Raw genomic sequence first — 20,625 nt, forward strand, 5'->3', positions numbered from 1 at the left:
AAATAGTAATGTTATAAACTCATTGTACCTAATATGGCTGATCTTCCCGCCCCTGTAACTGCCGGCAGATTGCTTGGACGACCCATTAGCGACTCATGTCCCAATACGGCAAAAGCGATTGCTTCCCTAGCGTTATCCGGTATGCCGAACTCCAATGTTCTATGCAGCGAAACACCTTGCGGAAGCCGTTTCCGGATCATATCCATTAAAGTCATGTTGGATGACCCGCCCCCACATGCCAGTAACTTAGCTACAGGCGTATCAGGAAGAACAAAGTCCTCAATCGCGCGAACTATACTCTCCGCTGTCAGCGCCGTTGCTGTTGCAACCGTATCGGAAAATGAAAGTGAGCGCCGATTCGCTTCTTCGATAAACCGCTGAGCAAAAGCAGCACCATAAAATTCACGCCCCGTGCTCTTTGGCGGCTTTCGAGAGAAATAAGGATCTTGCATGTACAGCGCGATAAGTTCCTGATTCACGTTTCCTTCAGCTGCAATGGAACCGTTCGGATCATAATGCTGACGGCCGTTCGTTTCTGCTCGGACAACGGCATCGATGACCATATTCCCTGGACCAGTGTCGAAAGCGGAGATACGCTCGCGCTCTGCCCCTGCAGGTATGACCGTCACATTGCCGATACCGCCGATGTTCTGTACAACCCTGCCCTCATGAGGACTACCGAAAAGCAGCGCATCCAAGTAAGGAGTAAGCGGTGCCCCTTCTCCCCCCGCAGCCATATCACGAGATCGGAAATTACCAATTACAGGAATACCTGTCCGCTCATGGACTACGGAAACTTCTCCAATTTGCAACGTTGATTTCACAGCAAAATCCGATTCAGGACCCGGAAACATCTTCGTTTCGGGTGCATGCCATACGGTTTGACCATGCATACAAACCGCATCAATGTCACTGCTGTTCAATTTTGCCGATTGAAGAAGCCGCTTAACAGTATAGGCGTACCATTCGGAAATGCCGAAATGCGCACAAACAAGCTTGTCAATTCTCGCATGCTCGGTGGAACAAAGCGCGATTACTTCCTTTCTCAGCTCATCCGAGTAGGGGACGCATACGTAATCGACTAATGAAACTTCCGTCAATTTCCCCGATGGATCCGATTTAATACGAACGAGCGCTGCATCAACTCCGTCCAAAGACGTCCCCGACATGAGACCGATCATCATGTGTTCGTACTTGCTTCTATAATCACTCCACATGCCGAAACTGCTGCCATTCTCTTGCATATTTGCACCTCCCTTTCATCTTTAATTATGAAAAATCAGTCGAGAAAGCGTTGTCATTTATTCGACCTACACTTTTTCCATTAGCAATCTGATAATTATATTATATGGAATTTTATTTTATATTTCAATGTTTTTTATGAAATAAAATTACAATCCCCATTGGACTTATGTCTCTATCATGTACAAACACATCCGCAATCTTATACGAATCCACTGCTCTGGGTTTTACACAATGTGTTTTGTCAAAAAGCGAAAAAGCAGCTATCACAGAAGAATCTCTGCGACAACTGCTTTCTCAGATGGGAGACCACGTCGCTAAGCGAGACATTCCTGAGATCAAGAAGTTCATCGTCAGCTATGTGGAAAAGGTAATCGTCTATGAAAAGCATGTAGAAGTTATCTTTAAGGTCCCGTTGTGGGTTTGATAGATGGAGGTGAGGGGAGTCGAACAGTTGTCCCGTCCGTTTTAACTGGTTTTAGGATTCCTTTAAAAGTGTTAAGAAGTGTTATTTTATGCGGCATTCAGGGATCTGATCATGTTAATTGATGTTGTTTAAATTTAGCTGTTTTTACCCTGATTTAGATCTTTTGGCTACAAGTTGGCTACAAAAAAACGAGGGGATTCTCGGGTAAAGTACTGTAAAATTTATTTAGTTTTATTTTGTGTTTTACAACTTTGTTCGAGATATCTCGTTTGCATCCTATCAAAAACTTAATTGCTTTGTGGTTTATTTCTAACTTTAAAGCCGGCAGACTTCAAATCAGTTTGAAAATTTTTATCTGAAACATTTGAATAGTAGGAATTCATTTTGTTAGACCAAGTCGTAATCTTATTTTTTTTCTTACCTTTTCTATCATTTTCAAAGAACATAAAAGCCCCTCCTTTATTACGAGGGTGTTACGTTCCGAAGCTACTCTGAGATGTGCGAAGCCGTTACGCCCTCATCAATTGCGCCATACCTGCGCGACTCATCTCTTCCAGGGGCCAAACGGCTTTTCGGTTTACAGTAGCGTCTTCTGGTGTTCGTGTTCGTATAGATCGGGGCGGCGGTCGTAGAAGGGCGCTACCGCGCCTCGTTCGCGATTCTCTCGGAGCCTGTGGAAGTCAAGTTCGGCCAGCACCGTCCTGTTTTCGTTCGTTTCTCCGACCTGCAAGATGCCATCCGCGGCGAACGGTAGATCGCATGGGGTGAATACGCCCGCTTGGCAAAAACCAATGTCCACCTGAGGACGATCCTCGGACAAGGCTCCGACGAGGCCGCTCAATACGACAAACAGCTGATTCTCGATCGCCCTCGCTTGGGCGCAATGCCGCACGCGATGGTACCCGAAGGAACTATCGGTATAGGAAGGGCATAGAAGCAGTTCCGCGCCGCGAAGCGCGGCTGCCCTCGCTAGCTCCGGAAACTCGATGTCGTAACAGGTCAAGATCGCCATCTTGCCCCACTCCGTGTCGAATACGTTAAGCTCGTCACCCGCGACCAGAGGCCAGCGAATCTGCTCCTCCGGCGTAAGATGCACCTTGCTCTGCGTCTCCACCCGTCCGTCTGGAAAGAAAAGGAATGCCTTGTTCGAGTACTCGCCCTCTTCCTCTAAGCAAATATGCGTCCCCGCTTGTATGGCAATATCACATTCTCGGCTTATCTCTCCGAAGAACTCGATATATTTATCCGTCAGCCCGTCCAGAAAATAACACGCTTCATCGTGCAGCATCGACGGCTCTAAGCTTAGCAAGTGAGCCGTCATGTATTCCGGGAACACGATCATGGAGGCGCCCTGCTCGGCAGCATCCCGAACCTTCGTATCGATTCCCGTCCAGAACTCTTCTTCGGTACGGATATCGGTGAGACCGTATTGCGTTGTTGCTATCTTTAACTTCTTCATATGCACCTCTGGTATGTTTTAAGTACGAATTTGTAAAGAATAGATGTCCGTCCGGCGATCCTTGAACGACAATGCATCGTTGGACTTACGGTACCTTTCCAGCGTTTCCATGTCTACCTCGGCCATGATGACCGTCTCCGTATTCTCGCTGCACTCCCCCGCGATGCCGTCGCGAGAGAAGGAGAAATCGGCCGGCGTATAGATACCGGACTGGGCGTACTGAACGTCTACGTTGTCCACATGGGTTAGATTTCCTACCGTTCCCGCGGTCACAATGAACACTTGGTTCTCGATCGCCCTGGCCTGTGCGCAGTACTTCACCCTTAGGAACGTCTGCCTATCTTCCGCGCAGAAAGGAACGAATATAATCTGCGCTCCCTCCTCCGCGACGATACGCGACAACTCCGGATACTCGATATCGCTGCTAAGTTGAATCGATATTTTACCGCAATCCGTGTCGAACACCCCGAGTGAGCTACCCCCGTTGATGCCCCACCACTTCCGCTCGTTCGGAGAAATATGCAGCTTGTATTGCTGCTCAATTGAGCCGTCCCGGCGGAACAAGTGAGCCACGTTGTAGATCCGGTTATTGTTCTCGACGAAGTGGGAGCCGCCTACGATATTTACGTTGTATTTGACCGCGAGTTCGGAGAATAACTCCACATAGTTGGTCGTATATGTCGTGAGCTTCCGGACGGCCAAGCTGGGAGACCGTTCATCCAAGAAGGAAAGCAGCTGCATGGTGAAGTTCTCCGGGAAAACGGCGAAATCGGACTTGTAATCCGATGCCACGTCCACGTAATGCTCGCACTGAGTGGCGAATTCCTCGAAAGAATCGATCTTCTTCATCATATACTGGACCACGCAAATGCGGACGGGGAAAGACATTTTATAAAGCGTCTTGTTGATGCTCGGCCTGTATTCGATATTATTCCATTCTAATAGGGCCGCGAAATTCTCAGAATCGGCGTCATCGGACAAATAATTAGTAATGATCCTCTTCAGCGTAAATCCGTTCATCATCTGAAAGGTCAGCACCGGATCGTAGATGTTCTGCTGCAACACTTCCTCCGCGTAAGCTCTTGGCGACAACTTATCGGAATAATTGTGATACCCCGGGATGCGTCCCCCTACGATAATACTCTTGAGGTTACGCTGCTCCGCCAGCCGTTTCCTTGCCTCGTATAACCTTCTGCCGATCTTCATGCGACGGAAATCCGGATGCACCATGACTTCCATCCCATAGAGGTTCCCGCCCCGGGGGTTATGGTTGCGAATATAGCCCTTGTCCGTGATTTCGGAATACGTATGCTGCTCCAAATAATCGTCGAAGTTCACGATCAGGCTAGAACAGGAGCCGATAATATCACCGTCGAGCTCGACGCACATTTGACCAGTCGGGAAACGTCCGGACGTGACTTTCCAATTGATCCAGCTTCCAGGGACCCATGTTCGGAAAGCAAATATTTTGCAGCGCGATGATTTTATCGAAATCTTCGCGTTCAATGTTGCGGATGATGATTTTCTTTTCGAATTGCGAAATTTGATCGGTTGTCATAGAAATGTGACCCCTTTATAAATGCGTTTAACTATATTATACCACATTGTTTCTTGTCCCTAGTATCGGGATGTAGTAGCGGTTTTGTTATTTTGGGGACTGAAAATGCGGAAACGCTCGTAATAACACATTGTTTAACGAATCGGCACTTCCTTTGTCAGCGGCGCAGGGGGCGGTTTGACGACCTCGAATTAGTAAGCAACACTTGCGAATGGGGTGATTGCCTTGAACGCGAAAACCGTAAAAACTAAGGAAGCCTCCGAGCTTCTGAGCGTCAGCCAAACGACCGTCAAACGATGGGCCTCCCACTTTCCCGCCTTTTTTCCGTAGAACCAACTGGGTCATTACGTCTTCTCGGAAAACGAGATCATTCTGTTGCTATATATAAAGGAGCAGATCGACAAGGGAAGAACCATAGAATATATCGTTCTTCCGGCCCCGCCGTTGCCACGTCCGTGCCGCACAGTAAGAGCAAAAAACAAAGACACACGATGAAATTGACCTTTGAGTGGACTCAAACGTATTTACTCAAATTTGCATTAAAAGTCACTCGAAATAGTTAAACGACTTTATTGTAAAATCTGTTTGAAAGGTATGTTGGTATTATTGGGTTTTTTAGATAAAAATTAAGCAACTTTATTGTCAAGGAACACTCGCATTAAAATATTTACCAAAATATTTCTCTGAACCTTTTATCAGTGCATCTAACTCCTGTCTGTCATCAAATTTTTAGCTATCCGATTACATTAGATATTGGAGATTTAAAATTAAGTTCCTTTTTCAACTATACTGCCCGTCCCTCGGTTTTAATGGTTTATCTAACGTATACTCACTCATTCGCAGGATTTCATCACCTTGAAAATAACGACCGCTTAGAAAACGAAGTCCTACGGATTAAATTCTTTAATTTTAAGCGTGCGGGAACAGAGGAGCCTTAAATTCCATTCCCCTAAATTCACTCTACTGCACGCATATTCCACGAATACCTGGAAGTTTACCATCCCATGGCTCTACGGGCCTAAGCCCTAACATTCCATCGTCATACTTATCCAAGATGTGGAGACCGATTGCGTTTAGCGGACGGGTCAAAGCCCTTCTCGGGCAGGAACTCGGTTCTCCGTGCTTTCTTTGTAAAATCCTGCGAATGAGTCAAAAAACGTGGTATTTGCAGTGTTATGCAGCTTGTGCAATGATGTGACTTGCCTTTTCAGCCGTGAACGCTTCACCTTTTTGGACAATACTAATTAAGATTCGAGCCACTTTTCCCAGCAGTTTAAATACAGATCTCTGCTTCTTCATATGCTTAACTTTAACGTTATACTCATGTAATTCTCGAAATACAGGATTGACACCAATGAGCTGGATGGTAGCGAGAAACAAGTATTTACGTAAGGTAGAATCTCCTCGTTTCGATATAACGATCTGTCTCTTTCGTTTTCCCAATGTACTTTCAGCTAGATTAAGACCGGCTTTTCGTAGTGTGCTATCGTTCTGCGTTAGCGTAGCAATGGTGCTGACGAGCATCTAGCTGTTAAACTATGTACTTGTATTTGCTGTCATAAAAATGCTCATATTCTAACGATAAGAAAATGCTTCTATAGTTACACCTGTTGTTGCATCTACAACGACATTAAATTCATTATTACTTCTGCGATGCTCCCTGTTGATAATTTCATTAACTAATGACTGCTGATGGGATTGGGACAAACACTCATATTCAGCGTTGTGACTCTTACTCACTTTCAGCTTGAACCCAAATAGTATACAAAAAGGTACCCACAAACCTAAACACCTTTTTTCAAAGTGTCCAGTCTATGGGTACCCGATTATCTTTTTTTGGCCTGTCATTTGAACCATCCCTTCTCTTTGAAACGCATAATAGCCTCAATTCGGTTACTGACATTGAGCTTATCGAGAATAGCAGAAATGTAGTTGCGAACGGTACCTCTTGTTATATACATGTGATCAGCGATTTCCTTGGTATTTTTACCGTCGGCGATCAGGTTCAGCACTTCCTTTTCCCTCTCGGTCAAAGGATTTTCTTCATTATAAGTCTCATCTACCAGCTCTGAGGCATAGATTCGCCTACCAGCCATTACACTCCGAATCGAGGTAGCCAGTTCCTCGCTTGGGCTATCTTTCAACAAATAACCGTTGGCACCTGCCTTCACGGCTCTTTCAAAATACCCGTAACGGGCAAACGTGGTCAATATAATGACTTTACAACCCAGTCCCTTTAGTTCCTCCGCCGCATCTAAACCGTTCATTATTGGCATCTCGATGTCCATGACACAAATATCTGGCTTATGCAGTTTAACCAGTTTCACAGCATCCTCGCCATTGCTTGCTTTACCAACGACCTGCATATCCTCTTCCAAATCAAGTAAGGAAGCAAGTGCGCCCAGCAGCATCCGTTGGTCCTCGGCAATCACAATTCGAATCATATTCTTACCTCCCTTTCCATTGGTATGAAGGCATTCGGCACTTTAAAAACAATCAAAGTTCCATTTTCTGAGACAATTTCCATACAACCATTTACAAACTCAAGCCGCTCTTTCATGCCCCTCAATCCATTTCCAAGTAACACAAGACATTCTTTCGTCATACCGATCCCATTGTCCCAAACCTTGATAACGAGATCGCTTGGTGATGGCTCAATGGAAATCGAACACGTAGTAGCACTGCTATGTTTGATAATATTCGTAATCGATTCCTTCAAACACATGCTCAACACATTTTCATTGATCAGGGAAGTGTTGGTTAACTTCGGATCTCCCTCCAAAATGAGGTCGATCTCTGCAGCCTTCAAAATTTGTTTGATTCGAAACATCTCTTCCACTAGTCTCGTACCGCGCATTTGTGTTACTATTTCCCGAACTTCCTTTAACGCAATTCTAGCTGTCTGACGAACATCATTAATTTCGATTTGTGCTTGCGCCGGATTTTTGCTAATTAATTTCCCAGCCAAATCACTCTTCAAACCAATTAATGAGAGTTTCTGACCAAGTGTATCGTGTAAGTCGCGGGCGATTCTTTGACGCTCCTCTAGCTTTACCAACTCGGAAATCCGCTTATTTGCATCCTCTAGCTGTCCCTGGAGTTTTTCACTCCTATTTCGGTTGAACGTGGTGACTGGAATGAGAATAACGCCAATTACACTAATGATGATAAAAGGCAATTGCGTAAAATACACAGGATTTTGGGATACCAATCCATAGTTAATCGTTACAATCGTGGAGACTAGATGAATGCAGTACAACGTAATAAATCCTGCCCGACTTTTCATCGTGCCAATAAAAAATGCTAAAAACAGTGAGAAGTACACATAGCTGAATACTAAAGCCATGATAATCGAAATAATAATTTGTACGCTAGTCCAAAAGTATACAATCCATCCTTTAGAAACGAAGGAAAGCACGTAGCAACTAAAGAATACAATAATCATGATTGTGCCTAATACAATTTGGTACGTGTCAGAAGAACGGAATATGAAATAAAAAGGAAGAATGTAAAAGACAACCCACACATACGGACTAAGACCGGTGTTTTTATGAAATATTTGATACCACTTGTGCATGGTCCATTTAGCCTCTTTTTCTTCAACATAGTTTTAATTATATTTTAGCATAAACATGAAACGATGTATTTACTGCCCTTGTAAGCTCGACTTAAGGACTTTTATTGGGTTCCCCAAAGGATCTTTCCCATCTTCCTTAAGGTGTACCTGTTTATTATTTTTATAACCGACAAACGTTTTGTTACGCTCATCCCATAGACGGAAACCTAGCGACTTCAAACTGGTGCCGATTGTAATGGTCGTTGCTTTTTGAAGCGGAGGCGTTGCATTATGCGCCTTCTCCAAATTATAATTTGGCACTTTCGGACTCAAATGATGTACATGGTGAAACCCGATATTTCCTGTTATCCATTGCAAAAGCTTGGGCAGCTTATAATAGGAGCTTCCATCTACCGCGGCTTTCACATAACTCCACTCATCCTCTTTCTCGAAGTAAGAGTCTTCAAACTGATGTTGTACATAAAACAGCCAGATTCCCATCAAGCCCGCTACGAACATGATTGGAGCTTGGATCAGAACAAACGACTGCCATCCAATTATCCAGATCAGTAACCCATATAAAGCAAGGATGGAGACATTCGTCATATATGTACTGATTCTTTCCTTGCGTCTTGCACCTTTCGTATTAAAGCGGTTCGTAAATAGGAATAAAAAGATGGGACCAAGTCCGAACATAATAAATGGATTCCGATATAACCGATACGCAAATCTGACCCATAAGGAAGATGCCGCATATTCGTCGACGGTAAGTACCCACATATCACCTATTCCACGTTTCTCGAGGTTACTGCTCGTTGCATGATGGATAGAATGACTATTCTTCCATTGCTGATAGGGAAAGAGTGTAAGGATACCCGTAATCGTACCGATTATTTCGTTAGTTCTACGGCTTTTGAAGAACGATTGATGACAACAATCATGGAAAATGATAAAAGTTCGTATAACGAAACCGGATGCGATGATCGTAATTGGTAGTGTGATCCAATATGATATAGATAGGCTTAGATACGCAGCTAACCATAGTACGAATAAAGGTCCTAAGGTGTTAATTAGCTGTTTGATACTAGCCCTCGTATTTGATTTTTCATAAGGGGCAACCTGTTTTTTTAAGCTGGTTAGAGTGGATTGTGTCATAGTATAGTTCCTCCTCGATATGGTGCACAGGACTTGTTAGCGAATATCAGTTGTAGTATCCTATCTTCATTATATATACCTTTTTCAATTTGTTGCAGTCATAAACATCATGTAGACGGTATGACATATGTCATATAGGAAAAGGAGAACAATACAAATTTGCTTATCACACTTTTGTGTGCTACTATTAGGTTGTAAACAGCTTTAACATAAACTCACATATTGAAAAAGTGATCATTTGTGTAATGGTACCTTTTTCAATGTGTGATTTTTTTTGTTTAAAAAAGCATGTTAATAACAATTTGGAGGTAATTTTATTATGGAAACAGGAACAGTGAAATGGTTTAACGCAGAGAAAGGTTTTGGATTTATTGAAATGGAGGGCGGAAATGACGTATTCGTTCATTTCTCCGCGATTCAAGGGGATGGATTCAAATCGTTGGACGAAGGACAACGCGTTGAATTTAATGTAGCTCAAGGTAACCGCGGTCCTCAAGCCGAAAATGTTGTAAAACTGTAATTCACAGTGAACTGTCCTTAACAAGTGTTAAGGGCAGTTTTTTTATCTAAGGAGGAGAAAACTATGTATTTTCGAAGAAAATCGTTAGAGGATCTCGTTCAGGAAAACACGAAAGTATGGGCATGCAATAAAGAAGATTGTAAGGGGTGGATTCGGGACAATTTTTCGTTTGAGTACGTCCCAACTTGCCATCACTGCCTTTCTCCCATGATTAGTAGCTTGAAAATGCTCCCTATCATTTCTAACTCCAATAAAAATATGAAGTCTCTTCATAAAGGCAGGCTGATCTCCTAGTCTGTTTATGGCACCGTCGGTCAAATCGGTGGCGGTCATGGGATTGGTGTTCACGCTGGCGGCCATATAGGTGGTGGCCATGGCGTTGGTTTTGGCCTTGATGGAAATCTTGCCGGTCAAAACGGTCATCTTGGTTTCCAACTTGGCGGTCGTGAAAATAGATGATTTTTCCTGATGCCATATTGCGAAATCAGCCAAAGATCTTAAGATGAATCCTGGGACCTTCAGTGAGTTAGGCATCTATTTCGAGAAATCCTAAGAAAAACAAAAAACGCTCTTTCGCAATCGATGCGAACAGAGCCGTTTTTTTGTCATTGTTCCACGGAAGCAAAATCGGCTGCCACGGCAGAATTTGAGGGACTATCAGGCCTGAAATGAGTCCTTTATATTTCAAGGTTTTTTCACATGCTCGTTTAGATAATCGCGTATTTTATACGCTAAGCATTAGGGAACGCTCAAAGACAAAGTGTGTCCCTAGCAATGACGGGAAACTAAATACTGTACAATTTCGAGCCGAGTAGCGTACCTATTGGAGTTGATTCAGGATTTGACAGACCTTGCATGATACTGCTTTCTAAAATGACTTAGAATATTGCATCCGTTCCTCCGGAGTTAGCAGTTCCCTTACTCTCGCGTACATCGTTCTCATCCCCTTATTGCCAAGCTATTTTTTCTACTTCCGATTGCAGATCCGCACGAGTCGCCTTGACGTAAATCATCGTTGTGTCCAGACTATCGTGTCCCATAATTTGCGCCAGGCGGTGCAACGGGGTTTTTTCTGCCATCACGTAACCGAACCGGTGCCGTAGATCGTGGGCGCTCAATCCTTCGAGCCGCGCCGATTTCATGTATTTTTGAATCACATGGCGTAAAGCTCGTTCGGTTAATCGATCGCCAGTTTTCTCCGATGGAAACAGATAAGGACTATCCGAAGGAAGGACTGGCAGATATTTTTCTAAAGCAGTTCTGCACGTATTGTTCAAAGGTACTTCTCGCTGTTTATTCCGTTTTCCGGATCGAACCGTAAGCTGACCGCTGCGTTTACCGATTTGAATATCTCCGGGAGCCAGATCGCATACTTCCATTGTTCGTAAGCCGGTATGAAACATCACGATAAGAATCGTCTGATCCCGAATGGAACCCCCGTGCTCAGCCGCAGCGATCAATGCAGCTTCTTCTTTGTCTGTCATCTGCCTGGGACTTACCTTTTCTTCCGGAACCAATTTAACCGGCTTCGAAGGGTCGCGGCGAATCCTGGATTCCGACAAGGCCCACTCGAAAAAACGTTTCAGGGTTATTAGCCGTCGATTAATGGTCGCCGGTTTTAATTCCATTACTTTTTGAGCGGCTTCCCGATATCGTGTTAATGTTGGAGTAGCCACATCTTCAATTCGAAATATAACCTCTTCCTCTTGGTGGTCGGCTGTCTCAAACCAACCGATAAAATGTTTCAAGTCGCTTGCGTACTCCTTTAGTGTTTTGGGATTCAAATCTTCGTGGGTGGTGAGTGCGTGAATGAAGTCCTGAATGATCTGCTCGCCCTGTTCCGAAATCCCCGGTGTCTCTCTCATTAGCAAAGCCTCCAAATCTTGACTTACATTAGCGGACATGGTATTCTTATCTTAACCGAAACATTAGCGGACATCAAGTGTATGCTTTGATAACACCCTAATGACCGCTAATCTTAATTAGTGGTCATTGAAATGGTCATGGTTAAATTAATTTTAATTTTTGGAGGAATTCTATGCAAACAGGTACAGTTAAATGGTTTAATGCTGAAAAGGGCTTTGGCTTTATCGAAATCGAAGACGGAAACGACGTATTCGTTCATTTCAGCGCGATTGATGGTGATGGTTACAAATCATTGGATGAAGGTCAACGCGTCCAGTTCAATGTGGCCCAAGGCAATCGCGGACCGCAGGCTGAAAACGTTTCTAAAGTATATTAAAATCTTTCAAGCTGTCCTAATCGTGGGACAGCTTTTTGTTTATTCTTGCTTGCATCCATGCACGAAGGCTGTCATTTTCATAATTTATAATCATAAAAGTGAGGTATCGTAAATGAACAAAGAACAATTAGTAGAAGAAGTAGCTAAATCTAGTGGATTTTCAAAAAAGAACGCTGAAAAAGCTGTAACACAAGTGCTGGACTCCATTTTTGAAGCTTTAAAGCAAGGCAAAGAAGTTCAATTAGTCGGCTTCGGGAAATTTGATGTCCGTAATCGTGAAGCACGCATGGGAAAAAGCCGCAAAACCGGTGAAGAGGTGCAACTTTCGGCAGGTAAAGTTCCTATATTCACGGCAGGAATTACTCTGAAAGAAGCTTTAAATTAAGCTTAAAGTCACCAAATGCTAATATAAAATAAAGATGTTACTACATCAGAAAAGCGGTTTTCTATCAACATAAGTACACATGATTCGAACGTTAGTGTCGTATTTTCTACTATTGATGACATTATTAATTTTTATTCCAAACAGGGTTTGCAGACAAAAGCAGCCAATCTGAGCAATTTAAAGAATGACACAAGTAATGAAAGGGATGATATATCATAATTGGAGAAATGATTCTTTACAACCGACCTGTAAGGACAATTAAGAAAAGTTCGTGGTTGATAATGATTTCCTGCGTTTTTTCTTCATTTTTCTTCACTGTTTGGGGGGGATGCCTTTTGTTTGGTTGCCTCCTTTACATGGCCTTTTCGAATCGAAAGGTCAGAAACCTCTTGGTAAGTTTCGGAAATTCATTTCTAAAAATGGATAAAGCACAAAAAAAGCTTGATCTATCTATCAAGAAAATCCAAAAAAGTGTGTGAAAAGAATCGTAACAAAATATGGGTTAAATTGGGTCAAAAGTTAAGTTGATTTAGGGTTAGTTAATCTTATTACTGCGCTGACGTGTCCATTGGGGATAAGCGTTGCCGTAGTGTGGTCGCGGTAACATCTGCCTCATCCATCGTTTCAAGCGCTGTCGCCACATCGGACAAGGCGTATTCACGAAGGAGCAGCAGGACGGCTAAAAAGTCTTTGTAGCCACGGCTGTGGGCGGCTAGCATCTTCTCCCGCAGTCTGCCGAATACGGCTGGAAGCTGCCGGACAACAGAAGCATGCGTAATGGCGTGTGGCTTCCGTTCAAGCACGGAGAGGTAGTGCCCAATCTCCATGAAGACCTCCCCGCGCCTGTAGCATCTTGTGTGAGTGAAGACGATCTGGCTTCCCACGATGAGATCGATCCGATCCACATACGCTTTGGCTATGATCATCTGGCCGGTGTACTGGCAAGGTACGGAATACTGATTTCGATCCACGGTAGCGAGTGAGTAGGTATTCACCTTGACCGGCAGAGGACGGGCAGACGAGAAAGAAGTGGTTGGCAGTGCCCGAAGAGCGGCCTTTTCTTCTTGCCAGCGATCCGCATGCTTCTCCTTTTCCTTCTCACACCAGCGCAGCAGGTGGGCGTTACACTCGTCCCATGAAGCAAAGGATGGAACGGGAACGAGCGCCCGACTTCTCACATATTTTACAAGAGACTCGATGGTGCCTTTTTCATTGGCATGGGCCGGTCTGCAAAAATGGCTGTCGAATAAGTAGTGAGCGCGCAAGCTGGAGAACCACTCATGTTCTTCACGGTCAGGTCCAGCGAGGACCTTAACCACTTGAGTCGTGGCGTTGTCGTACAGACCTTCCTTGGGAATGCCGCCAAAGTAGTTGAAGCCACGCACATGGCCTTCAAGGAAAGCTTCTAACCGTTCGGTTGGAAAGGCGACGACAAACGGGACAGCGCTATATTTGACAGGCAGATCTTAACCCGCTGACCGTCAATGCTTACTTCTGCATGACCGAAGTCAACCTGCATCTGCTCGCCGGGGTTCGCTTCAAGCTTGAGGAAACACTCCGGCAGCGGCACCCTTAGCTTTCTTACGTAATGGCGGACTGTTGATTCTCCGCCTGTAAATCCGTACTCATCGGAAAGCCGTTCAAATATTCTTGCTGATGTATGACGCTGCTTGATCGGAGCCTTCATGTCTTCCAGAAGAATGTTCTCGATGAACGCCCGGTACGGGTCCATGACCGGGCAGGCCCGTTCTTGCCCGCGATTATCTTTAGGAATTTCCGCATCATCTAGCATTTTACGAACGGTTTGCCTAGCAATCTTCAATTGCTTGCTTAGCTCACGGATAGACCAACCTTCACGGAATGTCGTTTCCTTACATACTCTTTGTCTTCCATCCCATACATGCCCTTTTCCCCTGGTTGCTAATCCTTAATTCAGCATAGCAGGGACTTGGCTCAGGGTGGTCAACTTTTACATTAGCAGGCGCTATGTAAGTGGTACACTTTTAGATTAGCAAATACAGCTTCAATTAATCCAATGAATCCTTGTTGTGTTAGGTCTTCTTTTAGCCAATTATAATTCAATCTCATTTTGATCAACCCAAGAGCCAATCTTTCCACATCTTTTGTGTAAGTCATCACAACTTCCTCGATGGTGCCAATATCATTTCTATATTGCTTAATAGTTTCACCTCTCCTCAACTCTTTTTTCATGTCAGGCTTTCTACATCCATTTGTTAAACCCTCTAAGAGATTTTGCTTTCGACAAAGGTTCTTATTTCTCCACAAAATAGGATACGCGCAGTCGTGCCATATTAAATTTGCTAGGTTAGTAATCACCGTATATATGTTTCAAACATACAGAAAAGAGTACCGTATAGGGTACTCTTTCAAATCATTATGTGGAATCATGAGGAAAATATACTGCCACCGCTGTCATCAAACAGCCATGTTCAACCCAGGGTCCCTATCTAAGCTTCATCAATTTTTAAAATGACTTGACCAGTATGTAGATCCAGACAAAGGATTTCAAAATTGTTATTTAAGTAAGCATCTATAAGCTCGTCTATTAATTTAGTCTCGTTCACCTACTACTAGAGACCAATCCTTGTAGCCATTTGGACTACAGCACTTTCCAAATCGATCGATTTTCACTAGGTTTTGGACTATAAATTCAGACTAAAAATGGGAAAAACCCGCTCCAGGAGCGGGTTTCAAGATGGAGGTGAGGGGAGTATTGAAATCTCGACTAAATTGCTACGAAGCATGCTCGATGATGACAACCCTAGAGGTACATTTCAATGCCGTGCTCCCTCCGCTTACGCTCCAGTCCGCGCGGACTGAACCCTCGAGGGGTTCTCCTCTCTATATCACCCATACAAATGAAAAAAGCACCCGCAAGGGTGCTTCTTCATTTGTATGGAGGTGAGGGGAGTCGAACCCCTGTCCGAAAATATCGCCACACAGGCATCTACGGGTGTAGTCACAGTTTTGATGTCACCCGAGCATCGCCCCGTAACCGGCTATGCGTTGGGTCAGCCTGATTGTCTTCCTACGTCCGACCCCAGGCGGAGACCAAACGTCGTATCCCACTATAGTTGAGCCCCTATCCCAGTCACATGGGCGATGCTGAGTAGAAGCACGCTAACAGGTTATTAAGCTGCTAAAGCGTAGTTGTTTTGTGTTTTGCCATTTAATAGGCTTTAGCGTTTTATAGTGGACGCGGCCCCACTACCCGCAACCCGTGCCCAAACTATCCCCGTCGAATCCAAGAACACCCCCGGATTGCCTTCGTATCTATCAACGATAGATGAAGGTAAAAGACGCTGCTAGTTAAAAATCTTGAGCATAATTGCTGTTGAATCTGTGCTGCTTAGTTATTATAACACAAGCAAAAGAAAATTGAACGACTAGGTTCATGGAAGTTAAGGTTCATCCTCCCAATTGCCTGCCGTGCCATTTATCTGGCAATCTTCTGCTTTTCGCGAAGGGCACGCTGAATATCTCTTTGCGCATCCTTTTTCGCCGCGGATTCACGCTTGTCGAATTGCTTCTTCCCTTTACCTATACCGACCAAAAGCTTCGCGTAGCCATTACGAATATACACCTTAAGCGGAACGAGTGTGTACCCCTCTTGCTTCGCTTGCCCTAGCATCTTCGCGATTTGTGCCTTTTTGAGAAGGAGCTTGCGCGTTCGTGTAGGATCATCTGGATTGCTCCGGTTACCTTGGTCGAATGGGCTGATGTGCATGTTATGCACGAAAGCTTCCCCATTACGAATGGTTGAAAAGCTGTCGCCAATGTTAGCTTTGCCTAAACGCAAGGATTTGATCTCCGTGCCGGTCAGGACAAGACCACACTCATACGTTTCTTCAATAAAGTAGTCGTGTGAAGCTTTCTTATTCTGGGCGAGTAATTTGCCATCGGCCTTTTTGGTTGCCACGTGAGATCCTCCTCCCGCACGTTCATGCAGGTAAATCTTGCTACAATGTGCAATCTATTGTAGCAATTCCGTGGCGGAAAAGCAAGAAGCGGCGACTATCTCCGCCGCTTCTTGTCTCCGCCACTACCTCCGTCGTCGCTGCGCCGACGGCCGCCCTTGGCTAGCGCGTTCACGCCGCTCGCCCAATCACTGCCGCCGCTGCTGCGCTCAGCAGGCGATCCTGCTTCAAGCGCGATGCCTCGCTTGCCGCCGCCCTTCTTGGCGCCGCTCTCCGTGCGGCCTGCGCCTACAGCCTCAAGCCGCGCGCTCAAGCTGCCGCCCTCGCTCAGCTTAGGTCCGCGCGCCTTGCCGCGGCCAGCTCCAACTTTGCCGCGCTTTTCGCTCCACGGCGTGCTTCCACCCTTGCTGCGCCCTGCTTTGCTTTGCTCCTGGCCCGCTCCGCTGCCAACAGCGTCGCCTTTGGCTTTGCCATTCTCCTGGCCTGCTCTGGCTTTACCGCGAGCTGAGCGCTCATTCTTGCGCTCTTCACCGGTACGCGTGCTTAATGCTCCGCTTTCCCCTGCAGGAGCGCCTTGCTGACTATCCGCGCTTAATCCTGTGCCACGACCAGGCTTACCGGCGCCCTGAGGCTTGACGAATCCGCCACCTTTACCCCCAAAGCCATTTTTGCCTTTACCGGCTTTACCGCCGCCTTGGCCGCCCGGTTTCCCGCGGAAACCTTTAAAGCCAGCTGATCCCTTAAAGCCAGAACCTGACTTGCCGCCCCCTCGGTTAGGTAAATCTCTTCTAACGCTGCGAGGCTTCATATCCAGCAATTCAAAATCAATCGTATGCTCATCCATATTCACACGAGCCACACGGATCTTAATTTCGTCACCGATCCGATAGATCTTAGATGTACGTTCACCAACGAGAGCAAACTGTCTCTCATGGAAATTATAGTAATCGTCCGTCAAATCGCTTAAACGAATCAATCCTTCAACGGTATTATCCAGCTCTACGAACATCCCAAAACCTGTCACACTGGAGATGATGCCTTCGAATTCCTCACCAACTTTGTCCAGCATATACTGGGCTTTCTTCAATGCCTCTGTCTGACGTTCAGCATCCACAGCAACGCGCTCGCGCTCGGAAGATTGCTGCGCGATGTCGGTCATGCGGGAAGAAAGATAGTCATGACGTTTATCAGATAAATTACCGTTCTCAAGCACTTCACGAATGACGCGATGAATAATTAAATCCGGATAACGTCGAATAGGAGACGTGAAATGGGAATAAAATTCTGCCGCCAACCCGAAATGTCCCAAGCTCTGAGCGTCATAACGCGCCTGTTTCATCGAGCGCAGCATGATTTTGCTTAACACCGTTTCTTCAGGTGTACCTTTGATTTCTTCCAACAGCGTCTGCAAAGCACGAGGATGGATTGAATTCCCCTTGCCTTTGATCGTGTAGCCGAAGTTCGTTACAAACTCCATGAAATTCATCAGTTTCTCGGAATCTGGGTCTTCATGCACACGGTACAGGAACGGAACCTTCATCCACTGGAAGTGTTCCGCGACGGTTTCATTCGCGGCCAGCATGAATTCTTCGATCATCATTTCGGCGACCGAGCGCTCTCTTTTCACGATATCCGTCGGTTTGCCGTCGGGATCCACAATTATTTTAGACTCTTCGAAGTCAAAATCAATGGCTCCCCGTTTCATCCGTCTGGAACGCAGTCTTGCCGCTAGTTCTTCCATTCGTTTAAAATCTTCCATCAAATAGGCGTAGCGCTCCACTACCTCAGGCTCTGCCTCACCTGTTAAAAGCTTACGGACATTCGTGTATGTCATACGCTCACTGGTTTTAATAACACTTGTGAAGATCTCGTGATTGACCACTTTTAAATTCTCATCGAATTCCATTTCACAGGACATGGTCAGACGATCTACTTTAGGGTTTAAGGAACAGATCCCATTGGATAAGCGGTGCGGCAGCATCGGGATCACACGATCCGTCAAATATACGGAGCACCCACGGTTATAAGCTTCAATGTCCAGCGCAGTACCTTCCCCCACATAATAGCTCACATCTGCAATATGGACACCTAGTCGGACATTGCCATTTTCCAAAACTTCCACATTTACCGCGTCATCCAGATCCTTGGCATCTTCTCCATCGATAGTCACAATGCGTTTCGAACGAAGATCCCGACGCCCTTGTCCAACGATCTCTTCTTCTGAGATAGCATCCGGCGCAGCTTCCGCTTCAGCCAATACCTCTTCATTAAATGCCTCAGGAAGTTGAAATTTACGTACGATTGCTAAAATATCAACACCTGGATCATCCTTATGACCAAGTATCTCAATAACTTCTCCTTCAGCCGCAGCTCGGCCTTCCGGGTAGCTAACAATTTTCACGACAACCTTCTGTCCCGTAACGGCACCCATAAAAGCATGCTGAGGGATGAAAATATCCCGTGACATCCTTTTATCATCGGCAATCACGAAAGCATACGTTTCCTGACTTTGAAAAACGCCCACAACTTGTGTGTTGGCACGCGTAATAACGCGTACGACCTCGCCTTCCATGCGGCCTCCGCCTTGACTCTTGGACGTTATTTTGACGAAAACAATGTCCCCATTCATGGCGGTGTTCAGATCGTGCGCATTAATATAAACGTCTGGATGTTCCCGGTCGTCCGGAATGAGGAAACCGAAGCCCTTAGCATGGGCCTGCAATTTGCCGCGTACTAAATTCATACGTTCAGGAACGCCATAGCGATCATTCCCGCCTCGGAGAATGTGCCCGCTTTCCTCTAATTGATTCAATAACTTGATAAAATCTTTAAACTCTGCCGCGCTTTCAATCCCAAAATGTTTCTCTAGCTCTTTATAAGACATCGGCTTGTAAGCCTCTTCTTGCATGAGCTGCAGTATTTCTTTCTCTGTTGTCATACTCATATTCTCTTCACCTTCTTGTTGTTGGTTGAGCTTAGCCTTCATTCACCGTAACAGAATCCCTTACTCCATAGTATACCACCTGAAGGGATTGGATAAACGTTTGAATATCCTCATAAATAAGCTCTCTTTCTTGATCTAGCAGCAGGCCGTGTGATGACTCTGGGTAATAATGAATTTCTTTGACCTCGGATCGCGTCCGTTCATGCAAAAAGCAGCGCTCTCCTTCCGTACAATCTGATCCTTGCTTCCTTGACCGATCCATATCGGGGTTTCCACATGAGGCAGCAAATTTCTCACTTGCTTTACTAGTTTACGCAAACTGACGACACAACGAATCGGCGTTTTGGTATAGGCACATGACTCATCTAACAAAGTGGGAATGTCTGTAGGCTTCTTCTCTAAATATTTGATAACATATTGCAGCAAAACGGCTAGGACCGTCTTCCGCGTCGTTAGAAATATAGGTGTAGCGAGCGAAATGATACCCGCTGCACGCCGTTCTACAGCCAGCTTCAAAGCTAGCAGACCGCCCATTGAATGGCCCATGACAACAACGCTTTTGTAATGAGCTGCAAGGACGTCGTAATTCTCCAGCACATGCGCATACCAATCCGTCCATCCGGTTCGTATCATCTCTTCGGGGGTTGTTCCATGTCCGGGAAGCCTAATGGCTTGAACCGTATACCCTTCTTCCTGCAAAACATAACCGATCCGCCTAAATTCAGACGGAGAGCCCGTGAAACCATGAATCATTAATATGCCTGTCTCTTTGTTCTTCCCACTTCCCAGCCAAAAGAAAGGCTCCGGGGATTTGTAAATTTTGCTCATGATGGTAACCGCTCCCGCCTGTACAACCCGTATAAAATGAAAAAACAGCAGGAATAGAGTTCCCCTGCTGTTATCGTTTTATGTGTGTTAGGCTTTCACTACGTAGGCTACGACAATGGAGAGAATGAAGAATGCAGCAGCAAGCCCCATCGTTGTACGGGACAAGAACAGCTCCAAACCACGTGCTTTTTGCTTACCAAACAAATGTTCGGCACCACCAGAAATTGCGCCAGATAAACCTGCGCTTTTACCTTTTTGAAGTAGTACAATTGCAATTAATCCAAGCGAAGCTATGATCAACAAGATTTTCATAAAAATTACCATGTTAGCACCCCAATTGCCTGTTCTATGCTCATACAACTAGCATGAGT

Annotated in this window: 20 protein-coding genes, 1 other RNA gene and 1 pseudogene; 5 read left to right on the plus strand and 17 right to left on the minus strand. The window is 45.2% G+C overall.

What is annotated here, in order from left to right:
* Positions 1-11: 11 nt before the first annotated feature.
* The gene (locus tag FU659_RS12805) at positions 12-1,244 is read right to left on the minus strand and encodes an anhydro-N-acetylmuramic acid kinase (RefSeq protein ID WP_261807804.1); all 1,233 of its coding nucleotides are present in this window, start codon (positions 1,242-1,244) and stop codon (positions 12-14) included.
* Positions 1,245-1,483: 239 nt separating this feature from the next.
* On the opposite strand from FU659_RS12805, the gene FU659_RS12810 reads away from it, so the two are divergent.
* Positions 1,484-1,669 (plus strand): hypothetical protein, encoded by a 186-nt coding sequence (locus FU659_RS12810; protein WP_187274122.1) that lies wholly within the window; start codon positions 1,484-1,486, stop codon positions 1,667-1,669.
* Positions 1,670-1,956: 287 nt separating this feature from the next.
* Here the strand turns inward: FU659_RS12810 and FU659_RS35435 are convergent, their stop codons facing one another.
* The 7 genes and pseudogenes from FU659_RS35435 to desA all read right to left on the minus strand — a co-directional run bounded on the left by FU659_RS35435 (position 1,957) and on the right by desA (position 9,397).
* Positions 1,957-2,115: a hypothetical protein gene (locus FU659_RS35435; RefSeq protein WP_187274123.1), complete on the minus strand. Its 159-nt coding sequence runs from the start codon at positions 2,113-2,115 to the stop codon at positions 1,957-1,959.
* Positions 2,116-2,246: 131 nt separating this feature from the next.
* Positions 2,247-3,128, minus strand: a complete 882-nt coding sequence (locus FU659_RS12815; protein WP_147947945.1) for a nitrilase-related carbon-nitrogen hydrolase — start codon at positions 3,126-3,128, stop codon at positions 2,247-2,249.
* Positions 3,129-3,146: 18 nt separating this feature from the next.
* A pseudogene (locus tag FU659_RS12820) lies at positions 3,147-4,686 on the minus strand (GNAT family N-acetyltransferase).
* A 1,173-nt stretch (positions 4,687-5,859) separates the two neighbouring features.
* The gene (locus tag FU659_RS12825) at positions 5,860-6,210 is read right to left on the minus strand and encodes an IS110 family transposase (RefSeq protein ID WP_261807805.1); all 351 of its coding nucleotides are present in this window, start codon (positions 6,208-6,210) and stop codon (positions 5,860-5,862) included.
* A 320-nt stretch (positions 6,211-6,530) separates the two neighbouring features.
* The gene (locus FU659_RS12830; RefSeq protein WP_147947946.1) at positions 6,531-7,130 is read right to left on the minus strand and encodes a response regulator transcription factor; all 600 of its coding nucleotides are present in this window, start codon (positions 7,128-7,130) and stop codon (positions 6,531-6,533) included.
* Entirely contained in the window at positions 7,127-8,263 is a 1,137-nt protein-coding gene (locus FU659_RS12835) for a sensor histidine kinase (RefSeq protein WP_147947947.1), read from the minus strand. Before FU659_RS12835 ends, FU659_RS12830 begins: the two co-directional genes overlap by 4 nt.
* A 69-nt stretch (positions 8,264-8,332) precedes the next feature.
* Positions 8,333-9,397 (minus strand): Delta(5) desaturase DesA, encoded by a 1,065-nt coding sequence (gene desA, locus FU659_RS12840; RefSeq protein WP_147947948.1) that lies wholly within the window; start codon positions 9,395-9,397, stop codon positions 8,333-8,335.
* A 319-nt stretch (positions 9,398-9,716) separates the two neighbouring features.
* Between desA and FU659_RS12845 the strand changes: the two genes are divergently transcribed.
* Both FU659_RS12845 and FU659_RS12850 read left to right on the plus strand, forming a co-directional pair.
* Positions 9,717-9,917: a cold-shock protein gene (locus FU659_RS12845; protein WP_056625586.1), complete on the plus strand. Its 201-nt coding sequence runs from the start codon at positions 9,717-9,719 to the stop codon at positions 9,915-9,917.
* 63 nt (positions 9,918-9,980) lie between these two features.
* On the plus strand, positions 9,981-10,211 hold the full coding sequence (locus FU659_RS12850; RefSeq protein ID WP_147947949.1) for a cold-shock protein: 231 nt from the start codon (positions 9,981-9,983) through the stop codon (positions 10,209-10,211).
* Between the two features lie 653 nt (positions 10,212-10,864).
* Here the strand turns inward: FU659_RS12850 and FU659_RS12855 are convergent.
* Complete coding sequence (locus FU659_RS12855; protein ID WP_147947950.1) at positions 10,865-11,782, minus strand: tyrosine-type recombinase/integrase; 918 nt, start codon at positions 11,780-11,782, stop codon at positions 10,865-10,867.
* A 173-nt stretch (positions 11,783-11,955) separates the two neighbouring features.
* On the opposite strand from FU659_RS12855, the gene FU659_RS12860 reads away from it, so the two are divergent.
* Positions 11,956-12,159: a cold-shock protein gene (locus tag FU659_RS12860; RefSeq protein ID WP_119792120.1), complete on the plus strand. Its 204-nt coding sequence runs from the start codon at positions 11,956-11,958 to the stop codon at positions 12,157-12,159.
* Between the two features lie 112 nt (positions 12,160-12,271).
* On the plus strand, positions 12,272-12,544 hold the full coding sequence (locus FU659_RS12865) for an HU family DNA-binding protein (protein WP_147947951.1): 273 nt from the start codon (positions 12,272-12,274) through the stop codon (positions 12,542-12,544).
* Between the two features lie 548 nt (positions 12,545-13,092).
* On the opposite strand, the gene FU659_RS12870 is transcribed toward FU659_RS12865, so the two are convergent.
* The 8 genes from FU659_RS12870 to secG all read right to left on the minus strand — a co-directional run bounded on the left by FU659_RS12870 (position 13,093) and on the right by secG (position 20,578).
* On the minus strand, positions 13,093-13,929 hold the full coding sequence (locus FU659_RS12870; RefSeq protein ID WP_222708537.1) for a Mu transposase domain-containing protein: 837 nt from the start codon (positions 13,927-13,929) through the stop codon (positions 13,093-13,095).
* A 20-nt stretch (positions 13,930-13,949) separates the two neighbouring features.
* Positions 13,950-14,276, minus strand: coding sequence for a transposase (locus FU659_RS12875; protein ID WP_147947953.1), 327 nt, complete (start codon positions 14,274-14,276; stop codon positions 13,950-13,952).
* Between the two features lie 242 nt (positions 14,277-14,518).
* Complete coding sequence (locus FU659_RS12880) at positions 14,519-14,755, minus strand: hypothetical protein (protein WP_147947954.1); 237 nt, start codon at positions 14,753-14,755, stop codon at positions 14,519-14,521.
* A gap of 703 nt (positions 14,756-15,458) precedes the next feature.
* Positions 15,459-15,823, minus strand: a transfer-messenger RNA (tmRNA) gene (gene ssrA / locus FU659_RS12885).
* Between the two features lie 178 nt (positions 15,824-16,001).
* Complete coding sequence (gene smpB, locus FU659_RS12890) at positions 16,002-16,484, minus strand: SsrA-binding protein SmpB (RefSeq protein WP_147947955.1); 483 nt, start codon at positions 16,482-16,484, stop codon at positions 16,002-16,004.
* A gap of 95 nt (positions 16,485-16,579) precedes the next feature.
* Positions 16,580-19,420: a ribonuclease R gene (gene rnr, locus FU659_RS12895; protein ID WP_147947995.1), complete on the minus strand. Its 2,841-nt coding sequence runs from the start codon at positions 19,418-19,420 to the stop codon at positions 16,580-16,582.
* A gap of 141 nt (positions 19,421-19,561) precedes the next feature.
* The gene (locus FU659_RS12900) at positions 19,562-20,254 is read right to left on the minus strand and encodes an alpha/beta hydrolase (RefSeq protein WP_261807806.1); all 693 of its coding nucleotides are present in this window, start codon (positions 20,252-20,254) and stop codon (positions 19,562-19,564) included.
* 87 nt (positions 20,255-20,341) lie between these two features.
* The gene (gene secG / locus FU659_RS12905) at positions 20,342-20,578 is read right to left on the minus strand and encodes a preprotein translocase subunit SecG (protein WP_147947956.1); all 237 of its coding nucleotides are present in this window, start codon (positions 20,576-20,578) and stop codon (positions 20,342-20,344) included.
* Positions 20,579-20,625 lie beyond the last annotated feature (47 nt).

Origin of the sequence: Paenibacillus sp. N3.4, assembly GCF_008017805.1 — a bacterium.
In the GTDB taxonomy this organism is placed as follows: Bacteria; Bacillota; Bacilli; order Paenibacillales; family NBRC-103111; genus Paenibacillus_E.